Source organism: Actinocorallia longicatena (assembly GCF_039534125.1).
Taxonomy (GTDB): Bacteria; Actinomycetota; Actinomycetes; order Streptosporangiales; family Streptosporangiaceae; genus Actinocorallia; species Actinocorallia longicatena.
This window is the reverse complement of record NZ_BAAAUV010000002.1, coordinates 58,833-77,952: the sequence shown is the minus strand read 5'-3', so window position 1 is coordinate 77,952 and position 19,120 is coordinate 58,833. Positions and strand designations below refer to the sequence as shown.

General features: G+C 72.9%; 20 protein-coding genes. 12 read left to right on the top strand and 8 right to left on the bottom strand.

Annotated features, from left to right (window positions below; genetic code table 11):
- Positions 1–89: 89 nt before the first annotated feature.
- Positions 90–1,193: an alcohol dehydrogenase catalytic domain-containing protein gene (locus ABD785_RS03335; RefSeq protein ID WP_344821960.1), complete on the top strand. Its 1,104-nt coding sequence runs from the start codon at positions 90–92 to the stop codon at positions 1,191–1,193.
- A complete protein-coding gene (locus ABD785_RS03330) occupies positions 1,193–2,026 on the top strand; it encodes an SDR family NAD(P)-dependent oxidoreductase (protein WP_344821958.1) in 834 nt (277 codons plus the stop codon). Before ABD785_RS03335 ends, ABD785_RS03330 begins: the two co-directional genes overlap by 1 nt.
- A 58-nt stretch (positions 2,027–2,084) precedes the next feature.
- Here ABD785_RS03330 and ABD785_RS03325 read toward each other — a convergent pair whose 3' ends face one another.
- Complete coding sequence (locus ABD785_RS03325; RefSeq protein ID WP_344821956.1) at positions 2,085–2,303, bottom strand: hypothetical protein; 219 nt, start codon at positions 2,301–2,303, stop codon at positions 2,085–2,087.
- Between the two features lie 244 nt (positions 2,304–2,547).
- Between ABD785_RS03325 and ABD785_RS03320 the strand changes: the two genes are divergently transcribed.
- Positions 2,548–3,570 (top strand): chitinase, encoded by a 1,023-nt coding sequence (locus tag ABD785_RS03320; RefSeq protein ID WP_344821954.1) that lies wholly within the window; start codon positions 2,548–2,550, stop codon positions 3,568–3,570.
- Here the strand turns inward: ABD785_RS03320 and ABD785_RS03315 are convergent.
- Entirely contained in the window at positions 3,563–4,333 is a 771-nt protein-coding gene (locus tag ABD785_RS03315; protein ID WP_344821952.1) for an SDR family oxidoreductase, read from the bottom strand. The two genes, ABD785_RS03320 and ABD785_RS03315, sit on opposite strands and share 8 nt — an antisense overlap.
- A gap of 44 nt (positions 4,334–4,377) precedes the next feature.
- Here ABD785_RS03315 and ABD785_RS03310 point away from each other — a divergent pair, with 44 nt between their 5' ends.
- The 5 genes from ABD785_RS03310 to ABD785_RS03290 are packed head-to-tail and all read left to right on the top strand — an operon-like array spanning position 4,378 to position 10,898.
- The gene (locus ABD785_RS03310) at positions 4,378–5,496 is read left to right on the top strand and encodes an acyl-CoA dehydrogenase family protein (protein ID WP_344821950.1); all 1,119 of its coding nucleotides are present in this window, start codon (positions 4,378–4,380) and stop codon (positions 5,494–5,496) included.
- On the top strand, positions 5,493–6,422 hold the full coding sequence (locus ABD785_RS03305) for an acyl-CoA dehydrogenase family protein (protein ID WP_344821948.1): 930 nt from the start codon (positions 5,493–5,495) through the stop codon (positions 6,420–6,422). Before ABD785_RS03310 ends, ABD785_RS03305 begins: the two co-directional genes overlap by 4 nt.
- Positions 6,419–8,488 carry a hydantoinase/oxoprolinase family protein gene (locus ABD785_RS03300; protein WP_344821946.1) on the top strand — a complete coding sequence of 690 codons (2,070 nt, stop codon included), beginning with the start codon at positions 6,419–6,421 and terminating at the stop codon, positions 8,486–8,488. The genes ABD785_RS03305 and ABD785_RS03300 overlap by 4 nt, the downstream gene beginning before the upstream one ends.
- A complete protein-coding gene (locus tag ABD785_RS03295) occupies positions 8,485–10,074 on the top strand; it encodes a hydantoinase B/oxoprolinase family protein (RefSeq protein ID WP_344821944.1) in 1,590 nt (529 codons plus the stop codon). Before ABD785_RS03300 ends, ABD785_RS03295 begins: the two co-directional genes overlap by 4 nt.
- A complete protein-coding gene (locus ABD785_RS03290) occupies positions 10,071–10,898 on the top strand; it encodes a TIGR03619 family F420-dependent LLM class oxidoreductase (RefSeq protein ID WP_344821942.1) in 828 nt (275 codons plus the stop codon). The genes ABD785_RS03295 and ABD785_RS03290 overlap by 4 nt, the downstream gene beginning before the upstream one ends.
- Before the next feature lie 9 nt (positions 10,899–10,907).
- Here ABD785_RS03290 and ABD785_RS03285 read toward each other — a convergent pair whose 3' ends face one another.
- Positions 10,908–11,102: a DUF4236 domain-containing protein gene (locus ABD785_RS03285; RefSeq protein WP_344821940.1), complete on the bottom strand. Its 195-nt coding sequence runs from the start codon at positions 11,100–11,102 to the stop codon at positions 10,908–10,910.
- A 50-nt stretch (positions 11,103–11,152) separates the two neighbouring features.
- A complete protein-coding gene (locus ABD785_RS03280) occupies positions 11,153–11,698 on the bottom strand; it encodes a hypothetical protein (RefSeq protein WP_344821938.1) in 546 nt (181 codons plus the stop codon).
- Between the two features lie 17 nt (positions 11,699–11,715).
- On the opposite strand from ABD785_RS03280, the gene ABD785_RS03275 reads away from it, so the two are divergent.
- A complete protein-coding gene (locus tag ABD785_RS03275; protein WP_344821936.1) occupies positions 11,716–12,390 on the top strand; it encodes a response regulator transcription factor in 675 nt (224 codons plus the stop codon).
- The gene (locus tag ABD785_RS03270; protein ID WP_344821934.1) at positions 12,387–13,652 is read left to right on the top strand and encodes a sensor histidine kinase; all 1,266 of its coding nucleotides are present in this window, start codon (positions 12,387–12,389) and stop codon (positions 13,650–13,652) included. Before ABD785_RS03275 ends, ABD785_RS03270 begins: the two co-directional genes overlap by 4 nt.
- A gap of 140 nt (positions 13,653–13,792) precedes the next feature.
- Here ABD785_RS03270 and ABD785_RS03265 read toward each other — a convergent pair whose 3' ends face one another.
- On the bottom strand, positions 13,793–14,356 hold the full coding sequence (locus ABD785_RS03265; protein WP_344821932.1) for a TetR/AcrR family transcriptional regulator: 564 nt from the start codon (positions 14,354–14,356) through the stop codon (positions 13,793–13,795).
- Positions 14,357–14,431: 75 nt separating this feature from the next.
- Here ABD785_RS03265 and ABD785_RS03260 point away from each other — a divergent pair, with 75 nt between their 5' ends.
- Complete coding sequence (locus ABD785_RS03260) at positions 14,432–15,817, top strand: amidase (protein ID WP_344821930.1); 1,386 nt, start codon at positions 14,432–14,434, stop codon at positions 15,815–15,817.
- Here ABD785_RS03260 and ABD785_RS03255 read toward each other — a convergent pair whose 3' ends face one another.
- Entirely contained in the window at positions 15,818–17,599 is a 1,782-nt protein-coding gene (locus tag ABD785_RS03255; RefSeq protein WP_344821928.1) for an ABC transporter ATP-binding protein, read from the bottom strand.
- A gap of 86 nt (positions 17,600–17,685) precedes the next feature.
- Here ABD785_RS03255 and ABD785_RS03250 point away from each other — a divergent pair, with 86 nt between their 5' ends.
- Positions 17,686–18,102, top strand: a complete 417-nt coding sequence (locus ABD785_RS03250; RefSeq protein ID WP_344821926.1) for a MarR family winged helix-turn-helix transcriptional regulator — start codon at positions 17,686–17,688, stop codon at positions 18,100–18,102.
- Here the strand turns inward: ABD785_RS03250 and ABD785_RS03245 are convergent.
- Together ABD785_RS03245 and nfi are read right to left on the bottom strand one after the other, a co-directional pair.
- Entirely contained in the window at positions 18,077–18,412 is a 336-nt protein-coding gene (locus tag ABD785_RS03245; RefSeq protein ID WP_344821924.1) for a hypothetical protein, read from the bottom strand. The genes ABD785_RS03250 and ABD785_RS03245 overlap by 26 nt on opposite strands.
- A 13-nt stretch (positions 18,413–18,425) precedes the next feature.
- Complete coding sequence (gene nfi / locus ABD785_RS03240; protein WP_344821922.1) at positions 18,426–19,097, bottom strand: deoxyribonuclease V; 672 nt, start codon at positions 19,095–19,097, stop codon at positions 18,426–18,428.
- Positions 19,098–19,120 lie beyond the last annotated feature (23 nt).

Here is a 19,120-nt window from a genome sequence, read left to right as displayed (position 1 = left end):
ACGTCAACGTGCTGAGACCATTCTGTGATCACTGGAGCGACAACCCTCCCCTCGTGTACCAAGCAAGTGCTTGGTGGTAGTTTTCCGTCATGACGACTATGCGCGCGGCCGTGCTGCGGGAGTTCGGCTCCCCGCTGGAGATCCTCAACGTCGACGTCGAGGAGCCCAGGGCCGGTGAGGTGCTGGTGAAGATCGCGGCGTCCGGGATCTGCGGATCGGACCTGAAGGCGCTCGACGGCAAGAGCCCCGTCGTCCGGCAGCTCCCGGTCATCCCCGGCCACGAGAGCGCGGGCGTGGTCGAGGCGGTCGGTCCCGGCGTCACCGGGGTGAAGAGCGGTGACCATGTCATCGTGGCGATGAACGGCCCCTGCGGCCGGTGCCGGAACTGCTCGCGCGGCAAGGCCTTCCTGTGCAGCGGGCCCGGCCGGATGTCGGCGATCATGGGCACGATGCGCGACGGCACGACCCGGCTGTCCCTCGACGGCGAGGGCGTCCGGCCCTACATCGGGATCGGGTCGTTCGCCGAGTACGCCGTCGTCAGCGAGGCGATGTGCGTCAAGGTCGCGGGCGACGCGCCGCTCGACCTGCTCTCCCTGACGGCCTGCGGCGTCGTGACCGGCGTCGGAGCGGTGATCAACACCGCCCAGGTCGAGCGCGGTTCCAGCGTGCTGGTGGTCGGCGCGGGCGGCGTGGGGCTCAACGTGATCCAGGGCGCGGTCCTGGCCGGTGCGACGACCATCATCGCGGCCGACGTGGTGGAGTCGAAGCTGGAGCTGGCCAAGGAGTTCGGCGCGACCCACACGATCATGTCGGAGGACCTGCCCAAGCAGGTCGGCGCGATCGTGCGCGGCGGCGTCGACTACGCCTTCGACGTCACCGGGAACGTCAGCGTGCTGACGGCCGCGTTCAACTCCACCCAGGGCGGCGGGACGACCGTCATGGTCGGCAGCCCGTCGGCGAAGGAGCTGACGATCGCGCCGCAGACCCTGTTCGGGTCGCGCAGGCTGATGGGCACCCAGGGCGGCGACGCCGTCCCGGCCAGGGACCTGCCGCTGCTGGTCGACCTGTACCGGCGCGGACGGCTCAACCTGGACGGCCTCGTGAGCGAGCGGGTGCCGCTGGAGAAGGTCAACGAGGCGGTGGAACACGTGAAGTCCGGCGCGGTCGCCCGATCTGTGATCGTGTTCGACTGATGAGAGATCTGAACGGGAAGGTCGCGGTCGTCACCGGGGCCGGGAGCGGGATCGGCCGGGCTCTGGCCGTCCGGTTCGCCGCCGAGGGCATGAGGGTCGCGCTGGCCGACGTCGAGCAGGACGCGCTCATGGGGACCGCGGCCCTGGTCGACGGCGAGGTCATGACCAAGGTCGTGGACGTCGGGGAGGAGAAGGAGGTCCAGGCCTTCGCGGACGCCGTCTTCGACACCTACGGCGCCGTCCACGTGCTGTGCAACAACGCGGGCGTCTTCGCCGGCGGTGAGCTCTGGTCGCGGCCCGTCGCCGACTTCGAGTGGGTGTTCCGGGTCAACCTGTGGGGCGTCCTGCACGGCATCCGCGCGTTCGTGCCCCGCATGATCGCCCAGGACTCCGAGGGCCACATCGTGAACACCGCGTCGGTCGCGGGCCTGTTCGCGGCGCCCTTCTCCGGGCCGTACACGATCTCCAAGTTCGCGGCCTACGGGGCGACCGAGAGCCTCGCGCACGAGCTGGCGATGAACGGATCGAAGCTGAGGGTGTCCGTGCTGTGCCCCGGCGGCGTCGCCACCAGGATCGACGAGTCCGAGCGCAACCGCCCGCACGAGCTCAAGGCCGAGAAGACCCCCGACCAGGAGTTCATCGACCAGGTCATCACCGACACGGTCACGGCGGGGATCCCGCCGGAGGACGTCGCGGCCGCGGTCGTCGCGGCGATCGCCGAGGAGCGCTTCCTGATCCTCACGCATCCCCAGTACGGTCCCGGCCTGCTCCAGCAGGCCGAGGCGCTGGTCGCGGGCGGGTTGCCGCAGCTTCCCGACTTCGAGCAGCGATAATCGACGCGACCGGTCCGGGGAATCTGACCTTCCCCGGACCGGCCACCGGCCGGGCCCGTCAGGCCTGGACCGGCTCGAGGCTGAACCGCCGGCGCTCGGGATCGATGTTCACGATCCGGACCGTCACGCGCGTGCCGACCGGCCACGCCTGCTGGTACGCGAGCCCGTGGACGCCCTCTTCGGACTCGACGAACGAACCGAACGGCACCTCCTGGACGACGACGCCGTCGATGACGTCACCGACGGAGCGGCGTCCGATGAATTCCTGCCAACCCATGTCTCTCACCTCCTCCCGTCACGAGTGGCTTTCTCAGCGCTTCTCATGACGGGGGCGGCGGGCCTCTCGCCCGCCCGGTGATCAAACGAGGGCCGGGTACCCGTTCTGTGCACGGCGCGTGGCCGACCCGGCAGTCATGGCGTCCACGTTAGCCGATCTTCGTGACGCCGGTAAGCCTTAGCCCCGGATTAAGCGCCGCTTAAGCACCGCACCGGACGCGCCGGGGAGCCCTAACGTCTCGGGCATGCTCCGTCCTCCGAGTGCCCGCGGCCGCACCGCCGCCCCGCCGGCCACCAGCCTGCTCGCCGCCGCCCTGCTGGCCACCGCTCTGTTCGCCACGGCCCTGTTCGCCCCCGCCGCCCCCGCTCAGGCCGCGGCGCGGGTGCCGTTCGCGCCCTACGTGGACGCGAGCCTGTATCCGCCGTTCCCGCTCGCCTCGGTCGCCAAGAAGACCGGGGTCAGGCAGTTCACCCTGGCGTTCGTGCTGTCCGGCGGGGGCTGCGCCCCGACGTGGGGCGGGGTGGCGGGGCCCAACGCCGTAGCGAAGAAGATCGGGGCGCTGCGGAAGCTGGGCGGGGACGTCCGGGTCTCCTTCGGCGGGGCCGCCGGGTCCGAACTGGCCCTGGCGTGCGGCTCGGTCCCCGCGCTGACGGCCGCCTACGAGAAGGTCGTCCGCGCCTACAAGCTCACCAAGGCCGACTTCGACGTCGAGGGGGCCGCGCTCCCGGACGCCGCGGCCAACGACCGGCGGGCCAAGGCCGTCAGGGCGCTCCAGAAGAAGCACCCGAAGCTCGACGTCTCCTTCACGCTGCCCGTCCTGCCGTCCGGGCTCACCGCCGACGGCGTCGCCTTCCTGAGGAACCTCAAGAAGAACAAGGTCAGGGTCGGCGCGATCAACATCATGGCCATGGACTACGGGGACGGCGCCGCCCCGGCTCCGAAGGGACGGATGGGCGACTACGCGATCAAGGCGGCCCGGTCGGCGCAGAAGCAGATCAGGAAGGTCTTCAAGGTCTCCGACGCGACCGCGTGGCGGCATCTGGCCGTCACCCCGATGATCGGGGTCAACGACGTGGCGAGCGAGGTGTTCACCACGGCCGACGCGCGCAAGCTGCGGGCCTTCGCCCGGCAGAAGCGGTTCGCGTGGCTGTCGATGTGGTCCGCGGCCCGGGACAGGGCGTGTCCCGGCGGCCCGAAGGCCTACGCCGATCCTGCCTGCAGCTCGATCGCCCAGGCGCCGTACGCGTTCATGCGGGCGCTCAGGTGAACTGCTGACCGCCGTTGACGTCGAGGGTGGCGCCGGTCGTGGCCTGCGCCAGGTCGCTCGCGAGGAAGATGACGGCCCTGGCCACGTCCTCCTCGGTGGCGATGCGGCGCAGGGCCATCGCCTCGGTGTCGCGGGAGTGGATGTCCTCGAAGGTGACGCCCTCGTCGGCCGCGCGGGTGCGCATCCAGTCGGTGAGGACGTCGCTGGCGATCCAGCCGGGGGCCACGCAGTTGACCCGGACGCCGTGCGGGCCCAGCTCGTCGGCGAGGCAGTGCGACAGCAGATGGACGCCCGCCTTGCCCGCCGCGTAGTCGCTGCGGCCGGCGTACCCGACGCGCGACGACATCGAGGTGAGGTTGACGATCGAGCCGGAGCCCCGGGCGACCATGTAGGGCGCGACGTACCGGCAGGCCAGGAGCGTGCCGTAGGTGGCGATGTCGACGACCTCCCGCCACCGGGCCAGGTAGGCGGGGTCCATGTCGAGCACGTTCTTGCGATGGGTGCCGGGGAAGGCCGCGTTGACCAGGACGTCGATCCGCCCGAAGGTCGCGTGGACGGTCTCCGCCAGATGCTGCACCTGCCCGGCGTCGGTGACGTCGGTGGGGACGGCCAGGGCCCCCGACTCCGCGGCGATGACCTCCAGGGCCGAGGCCGTGCGGGCGGCGACGGCCACCTTGGCGCCCTGCTCGGCCATCAGCCGGGCCAGGGTGCGGCCCAGACCGGGGCCCGCTCCTGTGACGATCGCGACCTTGTCTCTCAGCACGGCGCAACTGTACCAAGCGATTGCTTGTTTGGTAGCGTGCGGGTGTGGATCTCACCTTCACCCCCGCCCAGCAGGCACTCCGTGCCGAGGTACGGGAGTGGCTGGCGGCCAACGTGCCCGGCCGGCTGCCCTCCATGGACACCGAGGAGGGCTTCGCCCTGCACCGGGAGTGGGAGGCGAAACTCGCCGCCGCCCGGCTGAGCGTCATCTCCTGGCCGGAGGAGTTCGGCGGCCGCGGCGCGGACATCGTCGACTGGCTGGTCTTCGAGGAGGAGTACTGGGCGTCCGGTGCTCCCGGCCGCGTCAGCCAGAACGGCATCTTCCTGCTCGCGCCGACGATCCTGGCCTACGGGACCTCCGAGCAGAAGGCGCGGTTCCTGCCGAAGATGGCGCGCGGCGAGGAGATCTGGGCGCAGGCCTGGTCGGAGCCCGAGGCGGGCAGCGACCTGGCGTCCCTGCGGGCGACGGCCACCCGGGCCGACGGCGGCTGGCGGCTCAACGGGCAGAAGACCTGGAGCTCCCGCGCGGTCTTCGCGCACTGGGGGTTCGGCCTGTTCCGCTCCGACCCGGAGTCCCAGCGCCACCACGGCCTCACCTACTACCTGTTCCCCCTGGACGCCCCCGGCGTCACCGTCCGGCCGATCGCCCAGCTCGACGGCGAGGCCGGTTTCGCCGAGATCTTCTTCGACGACGTCTTCGTCCCCGACGACCAGGTCCTCGGCGAGATCGGCAAGGGCTGGCCCGTCGCGATGGCCACCACCAGCTCCGAGCGCGGCCTCACCCTGCGCAGCCCCGGGCGCTTCCTGGCCGTCGCCGACCGGCTGCTCGCCCTCGCGAAGGACTCCGCCGACCGGACGCTCCAGGACGCGGCCGTCCAGGCCTGGCTCGACGCCGACGCCTACCGGCTGCACACCTGGGCCGCGGTCGCCCGCCTCCAGGAGGGAGTCGAGCTGGGGCCGTCCTCCTCGTTGATGAAGGTCTTCTGGTCCGAGCTCGACCTGAGGCTGCACGAGATCGCCCTCGACCTGCGCGGCCCCGACGCCGCCCTCGCCGATCCCTGGCTGGACGGCTTCCTCTTCGCCCTCGCCGGCCCGATCTACGCGGGCACGAACGAGATCCAGCGCAACATCATCGCCGAACGCGTACTGGGGATGCCCCGATGAGATTCGCCTTCACCTCCGACCAGCGGCTGCTGGCCGCGACCGTCGCCGAGACCCTGCAGAAGGCGTGCCCGCCCTCCCTGGTGCGGGCCGCCAGGACCGATCCGGAGATCCGGCGCGGCGAGGCCTGGGCCGCGCTCGCCGAACTCGGCCTGCTCGGGGCGACCGTCCCCGAGTCCGCGGGCGGCCTGGGGTTCACCCCGCTCGACACCGTGCTGGCCTGGGAGGAGATCGGGCGTGCCTGTGTTCCGGGACCGCTGGTCGAGACGGCCGTGGTCGCGCCGCTGCTCGCCGGAGGGGAGTGGCCGGCGCGGATCGCCGCGGGGCGGGCCGCGGTCTCGGTCCGGTGCCTCGAGAACCCGTATCTGCTGGACGCGGACGTCGCCGACCTCCTGCTGCTGCCCGAGGCGGGGACGCCCGGGCTGACGGAGCTCCGGTCGGGCGACGCCACGCGACGGCTGTTCTCCGCCGCGGGGGAGACCGCCTCGGCCGGGACCGCGGCCGACCACGCGGCGGTGGCCGTCGCGGCGCAGCTCCTCGGCCTGTCCCGGTGGCTGACCGCGACGGCCGTCGCCTACGCCGGGCAGCGCCGCCAGTTCGGCAAGGTCATCGGCACCTTCCAGGCGCTCAAGCACCAGCTCGCGAACGTGGCCATCAAGGTCGAGTTCGCGACCCCGGTCGTCCACCGGGCCGCCTACTCCCTGACCCACGATCTGCCGACGGCGGGGCGCGACGCCTCGGCGGCCAAGGTCGCCGCGGGCGAGGCCGCCCACCTCGCGGCGCGGACCGCCCTCCAGGTCCACGGCGGGATCGGCTACACCGACGAGCTCGACCTGTTCCTGTGGCTGTCGCGGGTGTGGGCGCTGCGCGCCTCGTGGGGCGACGAGCGGCTGCACCGGGCCCGGATCCGAGAGGCCCTGCTCGCGTGAGCGTCACCGTCGCCACCGACGTCGGCGGGACCTTCACCGACGTGGTCCTCGCGGAGGACGGCGGCCGCGTCCACGCGCTCAAGGTGCTGACGACCCCGGCGGATCCGGCGGAGGGACTCCTGCACGGGGTGGCGGAGGTCCTGGCCCGCGCGGGCGCGGACCCGGGCGAGGTCACCCGGTTCGTCCACGCGACGACGCTGGCGACCAACGTCATCCTGGAGCGGCGCGGGGTGCCGGTCGCGTTCGTGACGACCCGCGGGTTCCGCTCGATGCTGGCGCTCGGGCGCCAGGCCCGGGTGGAGGAGGAGCGGTTCGACCTCGCCTTCGCCCCGGTCGAGCCGCCCGTCCCGCTGCCGAGCACGTTCGCCGTGCCGGAGCGCGTCGCCGCGGACGGCCGGATCCTCGAACCGCTGGACGAGGCCGCCGCGACCGTCACCGCCGGGGAGATCGCCGGGCTCGGCGTCGCCGCGGTCGCGGTCTGCCTGCTGCACTCCTACGCCAACCCGGCGAACGAACGGCGGCTCGGCGAGCTGCTGCGCGAGCGCCTCGGCCCGGACGTGCCCGTGGTGCTCTCCAGCGACGTCTGGCCCGAGCTCGGCGAGTACGAGCGGGCCACCACGACCCTGATGTCGGCCTATGTCGGGCCGGTCATGGCCTCCTACCTGCGCGACCTGGAGGCGCGGCTGCGCGGGATCGGCGTGGCGGCCCCGGTCCAGGTCATGGAGTCCGCGGGCGGGGTGCTGCCGGCGGCGCTGGCCGCCGACCGCGCGGTCTACACGATCGAGTCGGGCCCCGCCGCCGGGGTGATCGCCGCGGCCCACGCCGGGCGCACCCGCGGCCTCGCCGACCTGATCTCCTTCGACATGGGCGGGACGACCGCCAAGGCCGGCCTGGTCAGGGGCGGCAAGCCGGGCATCACCCACGAGTTCCAGGTCGGCGGCAAGGGCAGCTTCGGCGGGCGCAGGCCGGGAACCGGGGTCCCCATCAAGATCCCGGCGATCGACCTCGCCGAGGTGGGCTCGGGCGGCGGTTCCATCGCGAGCGTCGTCGACGGGACGCTCCGCGTCGGCCCCCGCTCGGCCGGGGCCGATCCGGGACCCGCCTGCTACGGGCGCGGCGGCGAGGAGCCGACCGTCACCGACGCCAACCTCGTGCTCGGCTACCTGTCGGCGGAGGAGTTCGCCTTCCCGCTCTCCCTCGCCCGCGCCGAGGCCGCGATCGAGCGGGTGGCGGGCCCGCTCGGCGTCGACGTCGTCACGGCCGCGACCGCGATCCACGACATCGCCAACGCCCAGATGGGCTCGGCCGTCCACGTGGTGACGGTCCGGCGCGGCATCGACCCGCGCGGGCACACCCTCGTCGCGCTCGGCGGGGCCGCGCCCACGCACGCCGCGCGGCTCGCCGGGCTGTTCGGGATCGGGCGGGTGCTGATGCCGCCGCACTGCGGGGTCGGCTCGGCGGCCGGGCTCCTGCACGCCGAGCTCGCGGTCGAGCGGGCCAGGACCTTCCTGGCCCCGGTCGGCGATCTGACGTCCTGCTCGGCGAGCTCCGCGACCCTGACCGCGCTCGCCGCCCTGCTCACCGAGCTGGAGGCCGCCGCCCGCGCCGACCTCTCGCTGACCGGCGAGGCCGTGGTCGCCCGGTCGGTCGGGGTCCGCTTCACCGGGCAGGCCCACGCCTTCCCGATCGGGCTGCCGCCGGGACCCGTCACGCCCGAGCTGCTCGGCCGGGTCGCCGAGGAGTTCTACAAGCGCTACCACGAGGCCTACGGCATCGCCCTGCGCGATCCCGCCGAGGTCACCACCGCGCGGGTCAGGGTCTCGCTGCGCGGCGGCACCGCCGCCTGGCGCCCCGCGGACGACCGAGGCGGCCCGGCCCGCTCCCGGACGATCTGGCTGGACGGCGCCCCGCACACCGTTCCCGTGTTCGACCGGGCCACCCGGCCCGTCGGGGAGGCCGCCGCGGGCCCGTGCGTCATCGCCGAGCCCGACTGCTCGCTGCTCGTCCCGCCCGGCTGGACCGCCACCGTCGACGCGCAGGGCGCCGTCCTGCTGGAGCGCACATGAACGAGGACCTGACGGCCGAGATCCTGCGCAACGCGCTGTGCGTCGCCGCCGAGGAGGCGTCGATCGTCGTGGTGCGGTCGGCGTACTCGACCTTCATCGTGGAGGGCGCCGACGCCGCCGCGGCCGTCCTCGACGCCCGCGGCAGGCTCATCGCCCACTCCACCTCCACCGCGATCATCCAGTGCGCCTCCCTGCGCAGCGCGCTGCCGTTCGTGATCCGCCAGTTCCCCCTGGACGCCATGCGCCCCGGCGACGTCTACCTGACCAACGACGTCTACCGGGGCGGCATCCACGCCAACGACCTGCTGGTGTTCCGGCCGGTCTTCGTGGACGGCGCCGCCCGCTACTTCACCGGGACGCTCATCCACGTCGCCGACCTGTCGGGGATCTCGGCGGGCGGGATGGCCTCCGACGCCACCGACGTGTTCCTGGAGGGCGTCCAGCTCCCGCCGGTCAAGATCGCCACCGCCGGCGGCCTCGTGGACGATCTGGTCCGGCTGCTGGCCGCCAACTCCCGCACCCCCGATCGGCTGACCGGCGATCTGCGCGCCCTCATCGCGGGGGCGAACGTGGCCGCCCGGCGGCTGGAGGAGCTGATCGACGACCGGTTCGAGGCGGGCGTCGAGGAGTACCTGCGGCACACCGAGGAGCGGATGCGGGCGTCGCTGCGGGAGATCCCCGACGGCCGCTACGAGGGCGAGTACACCCTCGACGACGGGCTGACGGTCCGGGTGGCCGTCACTCTCGACGGCGGCTCCGCCGAGATCGACTTCGAGGGCACCGACGAGCAGGTCGCGCTGCCCGTCAACTCCGGCTTCTCCCAGACGCTCGGCGGCGTCATGTACGCGATCCGCTGCTACGTCGATCCCGGGCTGCCCCTCAACGAGGGCTGCTTCGCCCCGCTGGAGGTGCGCCTTCCGGCCGGGACCCTGGTCCACTGCACGCCCCCGTTCCCCGGCGGCGGCCGGTTCGGCACCGTCGCCGCCGCCGAGGAGGCGATCTTCGCCGCCCTGACGCTGGCCCTGCCGGGGCGGGGCGTCGCGGCGTCGGGGATCCTCCAGGGCTTCAGCGTCAGCGGGGCGGCCCGGCCGTGGCTGCACATGTCGTTCGACCTCGGCGGCATGGGCGCCAGCGCCGACCGCGACGGCCCCGACGCCACCGGGGCCCTGTTCGGCGGCGGGCGCAACATCATCCCCCAGGTCGAGCCGATCGAGGCCAGGCTGCCGGTCAGGATCGAGGCGGTCGAGCTGATCCCCGGTTCCGGCGGCGCGGGAGAGCACCGCGGTGGCCTCGGCACCAGGACCGTGCTCCGGATGCTGGAGGACGCCAGGATCGACACCCGCGGCGACCGCCTGCACCGGCCGCCGCCCGGCGCCGCCGGAGGGGAGCCCGGACGGGCGGGAGGCTACTTCAGGGAGCGCCTGGACGGCGTCAGGGAGCCGCTGGGCACCAAGGCCACCCGGCAGCCGCTCCAGGCCGGTGAGGCGTTCATCCTCGAGACCTCGGGAGGCGGCGGCTACGGCCCGCCCTCCCGCCGGTCCGAGGCGGCACGTGCCAAGGACATCGCGGACGGGAGAACCACATGAGATTCGGCGTGCCCCTCGGGCTGGTGCATCCGGGCGTCTGGAAGGACCTGACGGTCGAGGCCGACCGCCTCGGCTTCGAGTCGGTCTGGATGCCCGAGCACCTCGTCTTCGCCACCGACCTGTCCACCGCCGCCTACCCGGGCACCAGCGACCCCGGCATCAACCCGGTGACGCCCCTGTTCGACGCCGTCGGCTACCTGTGCGCGCTGGCGGCCGTCACGGAGCGGATCCGGCTGGGGACGGCCGTCTACCTGTTCGGCCTGCGCCATCCGCTGATCACCGCCCGCGCCTTCGCCACGCTCGACCAGCTCTCGGGCGGACGGGTGACCGTCGGCGTCGGCAGCGGCTGGTACGAGGGGGAGTGGCTGGCGGCCGGGGTGGACTTCAGGACCAGGGGCTCCCGCCTCGACGAGGCCATCGACATCGCCCGGAGGCTGTGGAGCGAGCCCGTGGTGGCCCACGAGGGACGGCACTTCACCCTCCCGGAGGTGGCGTTCGAGCCCAAGCCCGTCCAGGAGCGGATCCCCGTCATCGTCGGCGGCGAGTCCGACGCGGCCCTGCGGCGCGCGGCCCGCAACGACGGCTGGATCTCCATGCCGCAGAACCTGAAGACCATCCGGCCCCGCCTGGAAAGGCTCAGGGAACTGCGCGGAGAGACGCCGGGGCCGTTCGAGATCACGGTGCACGCCTATGAACTCGAAGGCCCCGGCGAGATCGCCGAATGGGAGGAACTCGGCGTCCACCGGCTCATCGTCAGGCCCTGGACCAGGACCCGCGACGCGCTGCCGAAGCTCGCCGAGTTCGCCCGCGACTATGGGATCTGACTACGGGATCTAGCGTCTGCGGCCGCCGATGGGGCGCCGCCAGGACAGGCCGGTGCCGGGGATGCGGAAGGTCATCTGCTTCCGGCCGTCGGCGGTCTTGGTGTAGCGGGCGCCCTTGCCGCCGACGCTGTGGCCCACACCCGACTTCGACATATTGAAACGGAACGGGCCGAATTTAATGGACTTGCGGAAACCCCAACCCATTGTGGTTCCTCCTACGCTCTGGGAACCGTGGAATGCCCCGAAAACAGGCTTTATAACTCCTGCCGGTATTCGAACAGCTGGACCTCGGGCGGGTGCTGGTACCAGGTGACGATCACCGAGGAGCTCTTGGCCGTGGCGGTGATGAAGTCGACCCGCAGCTCGTAGGTGTTCGTCGTGGTCCTGACCTGGTAGCCCTCGTTCGGGTAGGCGCTGAACACCGAGGCGGAGCTCGCGCCGATGATGAGCGTCGCCCGGCCGCCGATCGTCTTGTAGCTCTTCGCGACGCCGGACGGGACCGGCCGCCGGGTCTGCGGCGGAGTGCTCGGCCGGGGGGTCTTCCCGCTCTTCGACGGCCGGGGCGTCTCGCCGGGCCCGGGGGTCGCCGAGGGGGAGGGGGTCGTGGGCGGCGGGCCGGACGGGAGGGCGGTCATCGGCGGCGGGCTCTCGGTGCTCACCGGGTCGACGGCGATCGCCACCGGCGACGGCCTGCTGAAGGCCGCGTCGCGCAGGACGGGGCTGACCGCGAGCCAGGAGACCGTGACCGCGCAGGCCGTCGCGGCCGCCCAGACGGTCCCATAGGTCAGCTTGCGTCGCATCCGCGTATTCTGCCGCAATGGCGACAGTTCTGGTGGTCGAAGACGACGCGATGGTCCGGGCGGCGCTGATCCGCGATCTCACCTCCCGGGCCCATGTCGTGCGCAGCGCCGGCACCGCGCTCGACGCCCTCCGCGAGGTCGCCCAGTCCCCGCCCGACGTGGTCATCCTCGATCTCGGCCTGCCCGACCTGGACGGCGCCGAGGTGCTGCGGATGCTCCGCGGCCTCACCGACGTCCCGGTGATCATCGCGACGGCCCGCGACGACGAGACGGAGATCGTCAAGCTGCTCAACGCCGGGGCCGACGACTTCCTGGCCAAGCCGTTCTCCGGGGAGCACCTCGCGGCGCGGATGTCGGCGGTGCTGCGGCGCAGCGGCCGGGTCGCCCCGGCGGCGCTGGTCGTCGGCGGCCTCCGGATCGACCTCGACCAGCGCGAGGCCCACCTCGAGGGGGCGCCGCTGGAGCTGACCCGCCGCGAGTTCGACCTGCTGGCCTACCTGGCGGCCTCGCCCGGCCGGGTCGTGGCCCGGCGCGAGCTGCTCACCGAGGTCTGGCAGCAGGCCTACGGCGACGACCAGACGATCGACGTCCATCTGTCCTGGCTGCGGCGCAAGCTCGGCGAGACCGCCTCCCGGCCGCGGTACATCCACACCGTCCGCGGTGTCGGGGTGAAGCTCCAGGCCCCCCAGTGAGGCGCACGCTGCTGTGGGTGTCGCTGGCCGTCACCTCGATGGTCGCGCTGGCCTTCCTGATCCCGCTCGGCCTGGTCGTCCAGGAGATCGCCAGGGACAAGGCCCTCGTGGACGCCGAGCGCCAGGCCGCCGCGATCGGGCCCGCGCTGGCCATCACCACCGACCGGACGACCCTGGAGAAGGCGCTCGCCGCGACCCCGGCCGGCGCGGACGGCCGGATGAGCCTGCACCTGCCCGACGGGGCGCTGATCGGCCCCGGCAAGGCCGCGGTCCCGGTCGGCGACGCCGCGACGCGGGCCAGGACCGTCCGGATCGGCGGCGGGTACGTCCTGTTCCAGCCGGTCGCGCTCGGCCAGGACCGGACCGCCGTCATCGAGGTGGTCGTGGCGGCGGGCGACCTCGAACGGGGCGTCCACCGGGCCTGGGCGATCATGTCGCTGGTGGCGCTGGCCCTCGTGCTGGCCTCGGTGGCGGTCGCCGACCGGCTCGGCGCCCGGGTCGTGCGGTCCTCGCAGCGGCTCGCCTCGGCCGCCGGCGCGCTCGGCTCCGGAGACCTGAACGTGCGCGTCCACCCCGACGGCCCGCCCGAACTGGTCGAGGCGGGGCAGGCCTTCAACAGCATGGCCGACCGGGTCGTCACCCTGCTCGCCGCCGAGCGCGAGATGGCCGCCGACGTCTCCCACCGGCTGCGCACCCCCCTGGCGGCGCTGCGGCTGAACGCCGGGGCCCTCGGCGAGGGGCCCGTCGCCGACCAGACCCGGCAGGCCGTCGACCAGCTCGAACGCGAGGTCGACAAGATCATCAGAACGGTCAGGGACGGCGGCCGCCGCGGCGTGTGCGACGCGTCCGAGGTGCTGCGCGACCGGGTGGAGTTCTGGTCGGTCCTGGCCGAGGACCACGCCAGGCCCTGGACGCTCACCGGCGCCGAGTCCACCGTCGAGGTCGCCGTGGAGCGCGGTGATCTGGCCGCCGCGGTCGACGCGCTGCTCGGCAACGTCTTCCGGCACACCCCCGAGGGATCGGCGTTCGCGGTCACCCTCCACCAGGGCCGCGACTCGGTCGCCGTGTTCGTCGCCGACTCAGGACCCGGCATCCCCGACCCGAAACTGGCGCTCGCCCGCGGCTCCAGCGGCAGGGGCTCGACCGGCCTCGGCCTCGACATCGCCCGCCGCCTCGCCGAGTCCACCGGCGGCCATCTGCGCGTCGACCGCTCCGACCTGCTCGGCGGCGCCCAGATCCAGCTCTGGCTCAAATCGTCCTGACAAAAGTCAGGCCGATGGGAACCCTCGGGTTCGCACCCGCGTTGCGGGGGTAGTGGGGGCTTGACGAGCGGGCCGGAACCCAGGGGTGGGGTACCGGCCCGCTCTCTCCATGTCAGGAGCCGGGCGTCAGGAGCCGGGCGTCAGGAGCCGGCGAGGGCGCCCTGAAGGAGCAGGCGGAGAGCGTCGGCGGTGCCCGTGCCGCTGGCGTCGCCGGTGGCCAGGCGGCGCACGGCCAGGCCGTAGAGCAGCGCGACGACCGTGGGCGCGTAGCGCGCCGGATCGGGTACCCCGAGCCCCTCCAGGACGACCAGGGCGAGCCGGTCGTAGGCGTCGACCGAGCGGATCGCGGCGACCCGCATCTCGGGATCGCGGCTGGCGTGCAGGTGCAGTTCCAGGTTGGCGACGTGCTCCGTGGCGTTGGTGAGGGCCGCGATGGTCCGCTCGACCTCCTCGGCGGCCTGGTCGGGGGCGAGGCCCGCGTCGGCCAGGTTCAGCACGATCGCGGTGATCCGGTCGATCTCGGCGTCGACGAAACGGTTGAGCGACTCGCGCAGCAGATCGGTCTGGTTGGCGAAGTGGTAGGTCAGCGTGCCGAGGGAGACCCCCGCGGCGGTGGCGACGCTGCGGTTGGTGACGGCGCCGATGCCCTTCTCGCCGATGAGGCGGAGGGTGGCGTCAAGGATGCGCTCGCGTGCGTCGTTCATCGTGCCCCATCTTCCCAAATCTTCCCCGGCAGCATATCGTTCGTTCGAACGAACGACTAGCGGCGGAGTGTGGACGTGTTCGAGGGTCTGGTGGAGCAGGCGCGCCTGGCGGCGTCGGGAGAGGCGAGCTCGAAGGAGCTGGTCGAGGCGTCCCTGGCGCGGATCGACGAGGCCGACGGCAGGGTCGGGGCCTTCCGGGTGGTCCGCCACGAGGCGGCCAGGGCCGAGGCCGCGGAGGCCGACAGGCGGATCGCGGCGGGGGAGCGGCTGCCGCTGCTGGGCGTCCCGGTCGCCATCAAGGACGACACCGACATCACCGGGGAGACGACCCCGTTCGCGGTCCTGGGCGACCATGTCCCGGCCGTCCGCGACGCGGAGCTGGTCACGAAGCTGCGCGCCGCCGGAGCGATCGTCGTCGGCAAGACCAGGACCTGCGAGATCGGCCTGTGGCCGTTCAGCGAGTCGCCCGGTTTCGGCGCCTCCCGCAACCCCTGGAGCCTCGGCCACACCCCCGGCGGCTCCTCGGGCGGCTCGTCGGCGGCGGTCGCCGCGGGCATGGTCCCGGCCGCCGTCGGCTCCGACGGCGCCGGCTCGATCCGCATCCCCGCCGCGTGGAGCAACCTCGTCGGCATCAAGCCGCAGCGCGGCCGCGTCTCGGGGTACCCGCACACCGACCCCTTCAACGGCCTGACGGTCTGGGGCCCGCTGACGCGCACCGTCGAGGACGCCGCCCTGCTCCTGGACGTCCTCACCGGCAGCCACCCCGACGACGCCTACCGGCTCGACCGGCCCAGGACCCCCTTCGCCGACGCCGCCGCCCGCGACCCCGGCAGGCTCCGCATCGCGATCTCCTTCAAGACGGCCTTCGGCGTGCCCAACCCGATCGACCCGGAGATCCGCCGGGCCGTCGAGCGGATCGGGCGCCTGCTCACCGATCTCGGCCACAAGGTCTTCCCCGCCGACCCCGACTACGGGCCCGTCGCCCTCGGCCTGGTCCCGCGCGGGACGTCGGGCGTCGCGGACTGGCTCGACTCGATCCCCGGAGCCCGTCCGGAGAAGCGCACCGAGTTCGAGGCGAAGATCGGCCGCACGGTCGGCAAGCGGCTCCTGCCGCTGGCCAGGCGCATGGACCCCTACCTGCGGCACCGGGTGGGGCGGATCTTCCAGTACGCCGACGTCGTGCTCACCCCCACGACCGCGCAGTTCCCGCACCGGGTGGGCGAGTTCGACGGCGCCGGATACCAGCGCACCCAGTCGGGCGTGGCGGCCTCCTGCCCGCTGGCCTGGCCGTGGAACGTCCTCGGCTGGCCGGGGATGAGCGTCCCCGCCGGGTTCTCGGCCTCCGGGCTGCCGATCGGCGCCCAGCTCCTGGCGCACGACAGCGAGGAGGCCAAACTCATCTCCCTCGCCGCCCAGCTCCAGGCCGCCGAGCGCTGGCACGACCTGAAGCCGGTCCTCTAGCTAGAGGAGCGTGGCGAGCTCGGTGGCCTCTCCCGCGAGGGCGGCGTAGCGGCCGTCGAGCTCGATCAGGTCGCGGTGCGCACCCTGCTCGACGATCCTGCCGTGGTCCAGGACGACGATCTGGTCGGCGTCGCGGATGGTCGACAGGCGGTGGGCGATCGTGATGGTGGTGCGGCCCTCGGACAGGGCGTCGAGGGCCGTCTGGACCTCGCGCTCGGTGCCGTTGTCCAGGGCGCTCGTGGCCTCGTCGAGGACGAGCACCGGCGGGTCGCGCAGGATGGTGCGGGCGATCGCCAGGCGCTGCTTCTCACCGCCGGAGAAGCGGTGGCCGCGTTCGCCGACCATCGTGTCGTAGCCGTCGGGGAGCGCCGCGATGTGGTCGTGGATCCGGGCCGCGCGGGCGGCGCGCTCCAGCTCCTCGTCCGTGGCGTCCGGCTTGGCGAAGCGCAGGTTCTCGGCGATGGAGGCGTGGAAGAGGTAGGTCTCCTGGGAGACCACGCCGACGGTCTCGGCGAGGGCGGCGAACGACAGGTCGCGCACGTCGATCCCGTCGATGGTCACCCGGCCCTCGGTGACGTCGTAGAGGCGCGGCACCAGGTAGCTGAGGGTGGTCTTGCCGGAGCCGGTCGCGCCGACCACGGCCAGGCTGCTGCCGGCCGGGACGTCGAGGGTGAGGCCGTCGATGGCCTTGGCGTCCGGTCCGTAGGCGAAGGTGACGTCCTCGAAACGGACCCGGCCCTCGACCCGGTCCAGGGTCCTGGGGCTCGCGGGCTCGTCGACGTCGGGCGTCAGGTCGAGGTACTCGAAGATGCGGCCGAACAGGGCGCTGGAGGTCTGCAGGTCGACGCCCGTCGACAGCAGCTGCATCAGCGGCCGGAACAGCCCGCCCTGGAGCGTGGTGAAGGCGATCAGGGTGCCGACCGTCACGAGCGGGTTCCCCTGCGAGACGGCCACGCCGGCGGCCCAGTAGATGATCGCCGGCATCGCCGACATGATCAGCTGGATGTTGGACATCCGCCAGCGGCCCGCCATGCTCGACCGGATCTCGAGGTCGACGAGGTCGGCGGACTCCCGGGAGAAGTCGTCGGTCAGCGAGCGCGAGCGGCCCATCGTGCGGCCGAGCAGGATCCCGCTCACCGACAGCGACTCCTCGACCATCGCCGACATCCGGGCGAGCTGCTTCTGCCGCCGGGAGGTGATCTTCTTGCGCTGACGGCCGACCTTCCTGCTGACCAGCACGAACATCGGCAGCATGACCAGCGAGACGATCGTGAGCCGCCAGTCGAGGGCGACCATGGCGACGAGCGTCGCGGTGACGGTCGTCAGGTTCGACACCAGCGAGGTCGCGGTAGAGGTGACGGTCGACTGCATCCCGCCGATGTCGTTGGCGATCCGCGACTGGACCTCACCGGTCCTGGTCCGGGTGAAGAAGGCCAGCGACATGCGCTGCATGTGCCCGTAGACCGACGAGCGCAGGTCGTGCATGACCTTCTGGCCCACCGAGGTCGACAGGTAGGTCTGGAAGACCGAGGAGACGTTGGTGATGACGGCCACCGCCAGCATCCCGGCCACGAGCAGGCTGAGCAGCCCGACGCGGCCCTCGGGGAGCGCGGTGTCGATCACTTCGCGGAGCAGGAACGGGGAGGCCACCGAGACCAGGGACGACAGCCCGACCAGCGCGGCGACGATCATCAGGCGGCCCCGGTAGGGGCGGAACAGGCGCAGGATCCTGCGCAGCTGGGGCTTCTCGGATCTTTTCTTGATCTTCTTCTGGGCGGTCATCGGTGCCTCCCTCTCTGTCGTGGACATCCGCTCTAACTGAGCTTGGCTCACAGTTATTCCCGCGGACGATGAGCTAGGCTCGGTATGTGGAACCAGCCCAGCTCGCCGATCTTCTGATGCGGGCCGCCCGGCGCATCCGGCACGGCCAGTCCGACGCGCTCGCGCCCCTCGGGCTCAACCCGTCGCAGGCCAGGGCCCTGCGGGTGGTGCTGCGGGCCGAGGCGCCGCTGCGCATGTCCGACCTGGCGGCCAGGCTGGGGATCGTCCCCCGGTCGGCGACGACCATCGTCGACGCCCTGGAGGCGGCGGAGCTCCTCACCCGGGTGCCCGACCCGGCCAACCGGCGCTCGACCCTTCTGCGGCCGACGCCGCGGGCGCTGGAGGTCGGGGAGGCGTTGCGGGCGGCCCGGAGGGAGGCCGCCGAGGCGCTGTTCACCCGGCTCGACGAGGGGCAGCGGGCGGAGCTGGGCGAACTGCTCACCCTTCTGGCGGAGGAGAGCTGATCCAGGCCGCGGCCCGCCGGTCCCGCGCGACCCTGGCCCGCAGCCGCGCCCGATGGTGGCCGCCGAGGCGCCGCCGCCGCAGCCTGGCGCCCAGGGCCCGCTCCGACAGGGCGGGCGGCAGCAGGATCTCCCCGGGCGGCGGCCCGTAGCGGTCGGCGTGCAGCCGCCACGTCGTGAGGAAGCGCCACACCTCCTCGAACCCCTCGGGGTCGAGCGCCCCGAGCCACAGCTTGCGGTACTGCGCCACGAAGAAGGAGCGCTCGGTCTCGGGGAGGTCGCGCAGGATGGCCGACGGATCGTAGGGGTTCATGGACGCAGCGTAATCAGCCGCTCGCCTCCCTGAGCGCGCTTCGCGACAGCCGGTCCGCGCTCCGCGTGGTCTCCGGCAGCCGGTAGGACGGGCTGAGCTCCAGCACCCGCCGGGCGGCCGCCGGGAGGTCGATGAGATGCCCGGAGGAGACGTAGACCGGTCTGATCCCGTCCTGGGTGCGCACGGTCCGTCCCACGGTCTCGCCCTCGTGGACGAGCGGGGTCCACGAGCCGCGCTCCCGGCCCGGCTCGACGTGCTCCCCGACGAGGAAGGTCTTCCCGACCCCCATCGACGGAACGCCGGTGAGGATCCCGAGATGGCAGGCCAGCCCGAACCGGCGCGGATGGGCGAGCCCGTGACCGTCGCAGACCAGCAGGTCCGGGACCGTCTCCAGGGCGCGCAGCGCGTCGAGCAGCGCGGGCAGCTCACGGAAGGCGAACAGTCCCGGGACGTAGGGGAAGACGGGCCGGTCCACCACCACGGAGGACTCCACGACCTCCAGGCTCGAGGCGTCCAGGACCGTGACGGCCGCCGCGATCAGATCGTCCCCGTAGGCCACGTCGAGCCCCGCCACGAGCCGCGGCTCCCGCCCGTCCCCCTCGGCCCGCACCAGCCCCCGCAAGTCCTCCTGAACCTTCTCGGCCTCTTCGGCGCTCCGGGGCCAGACCACCTCCGCGATCTCCATGTCCGCAGGCTAGCCCGCCGCCG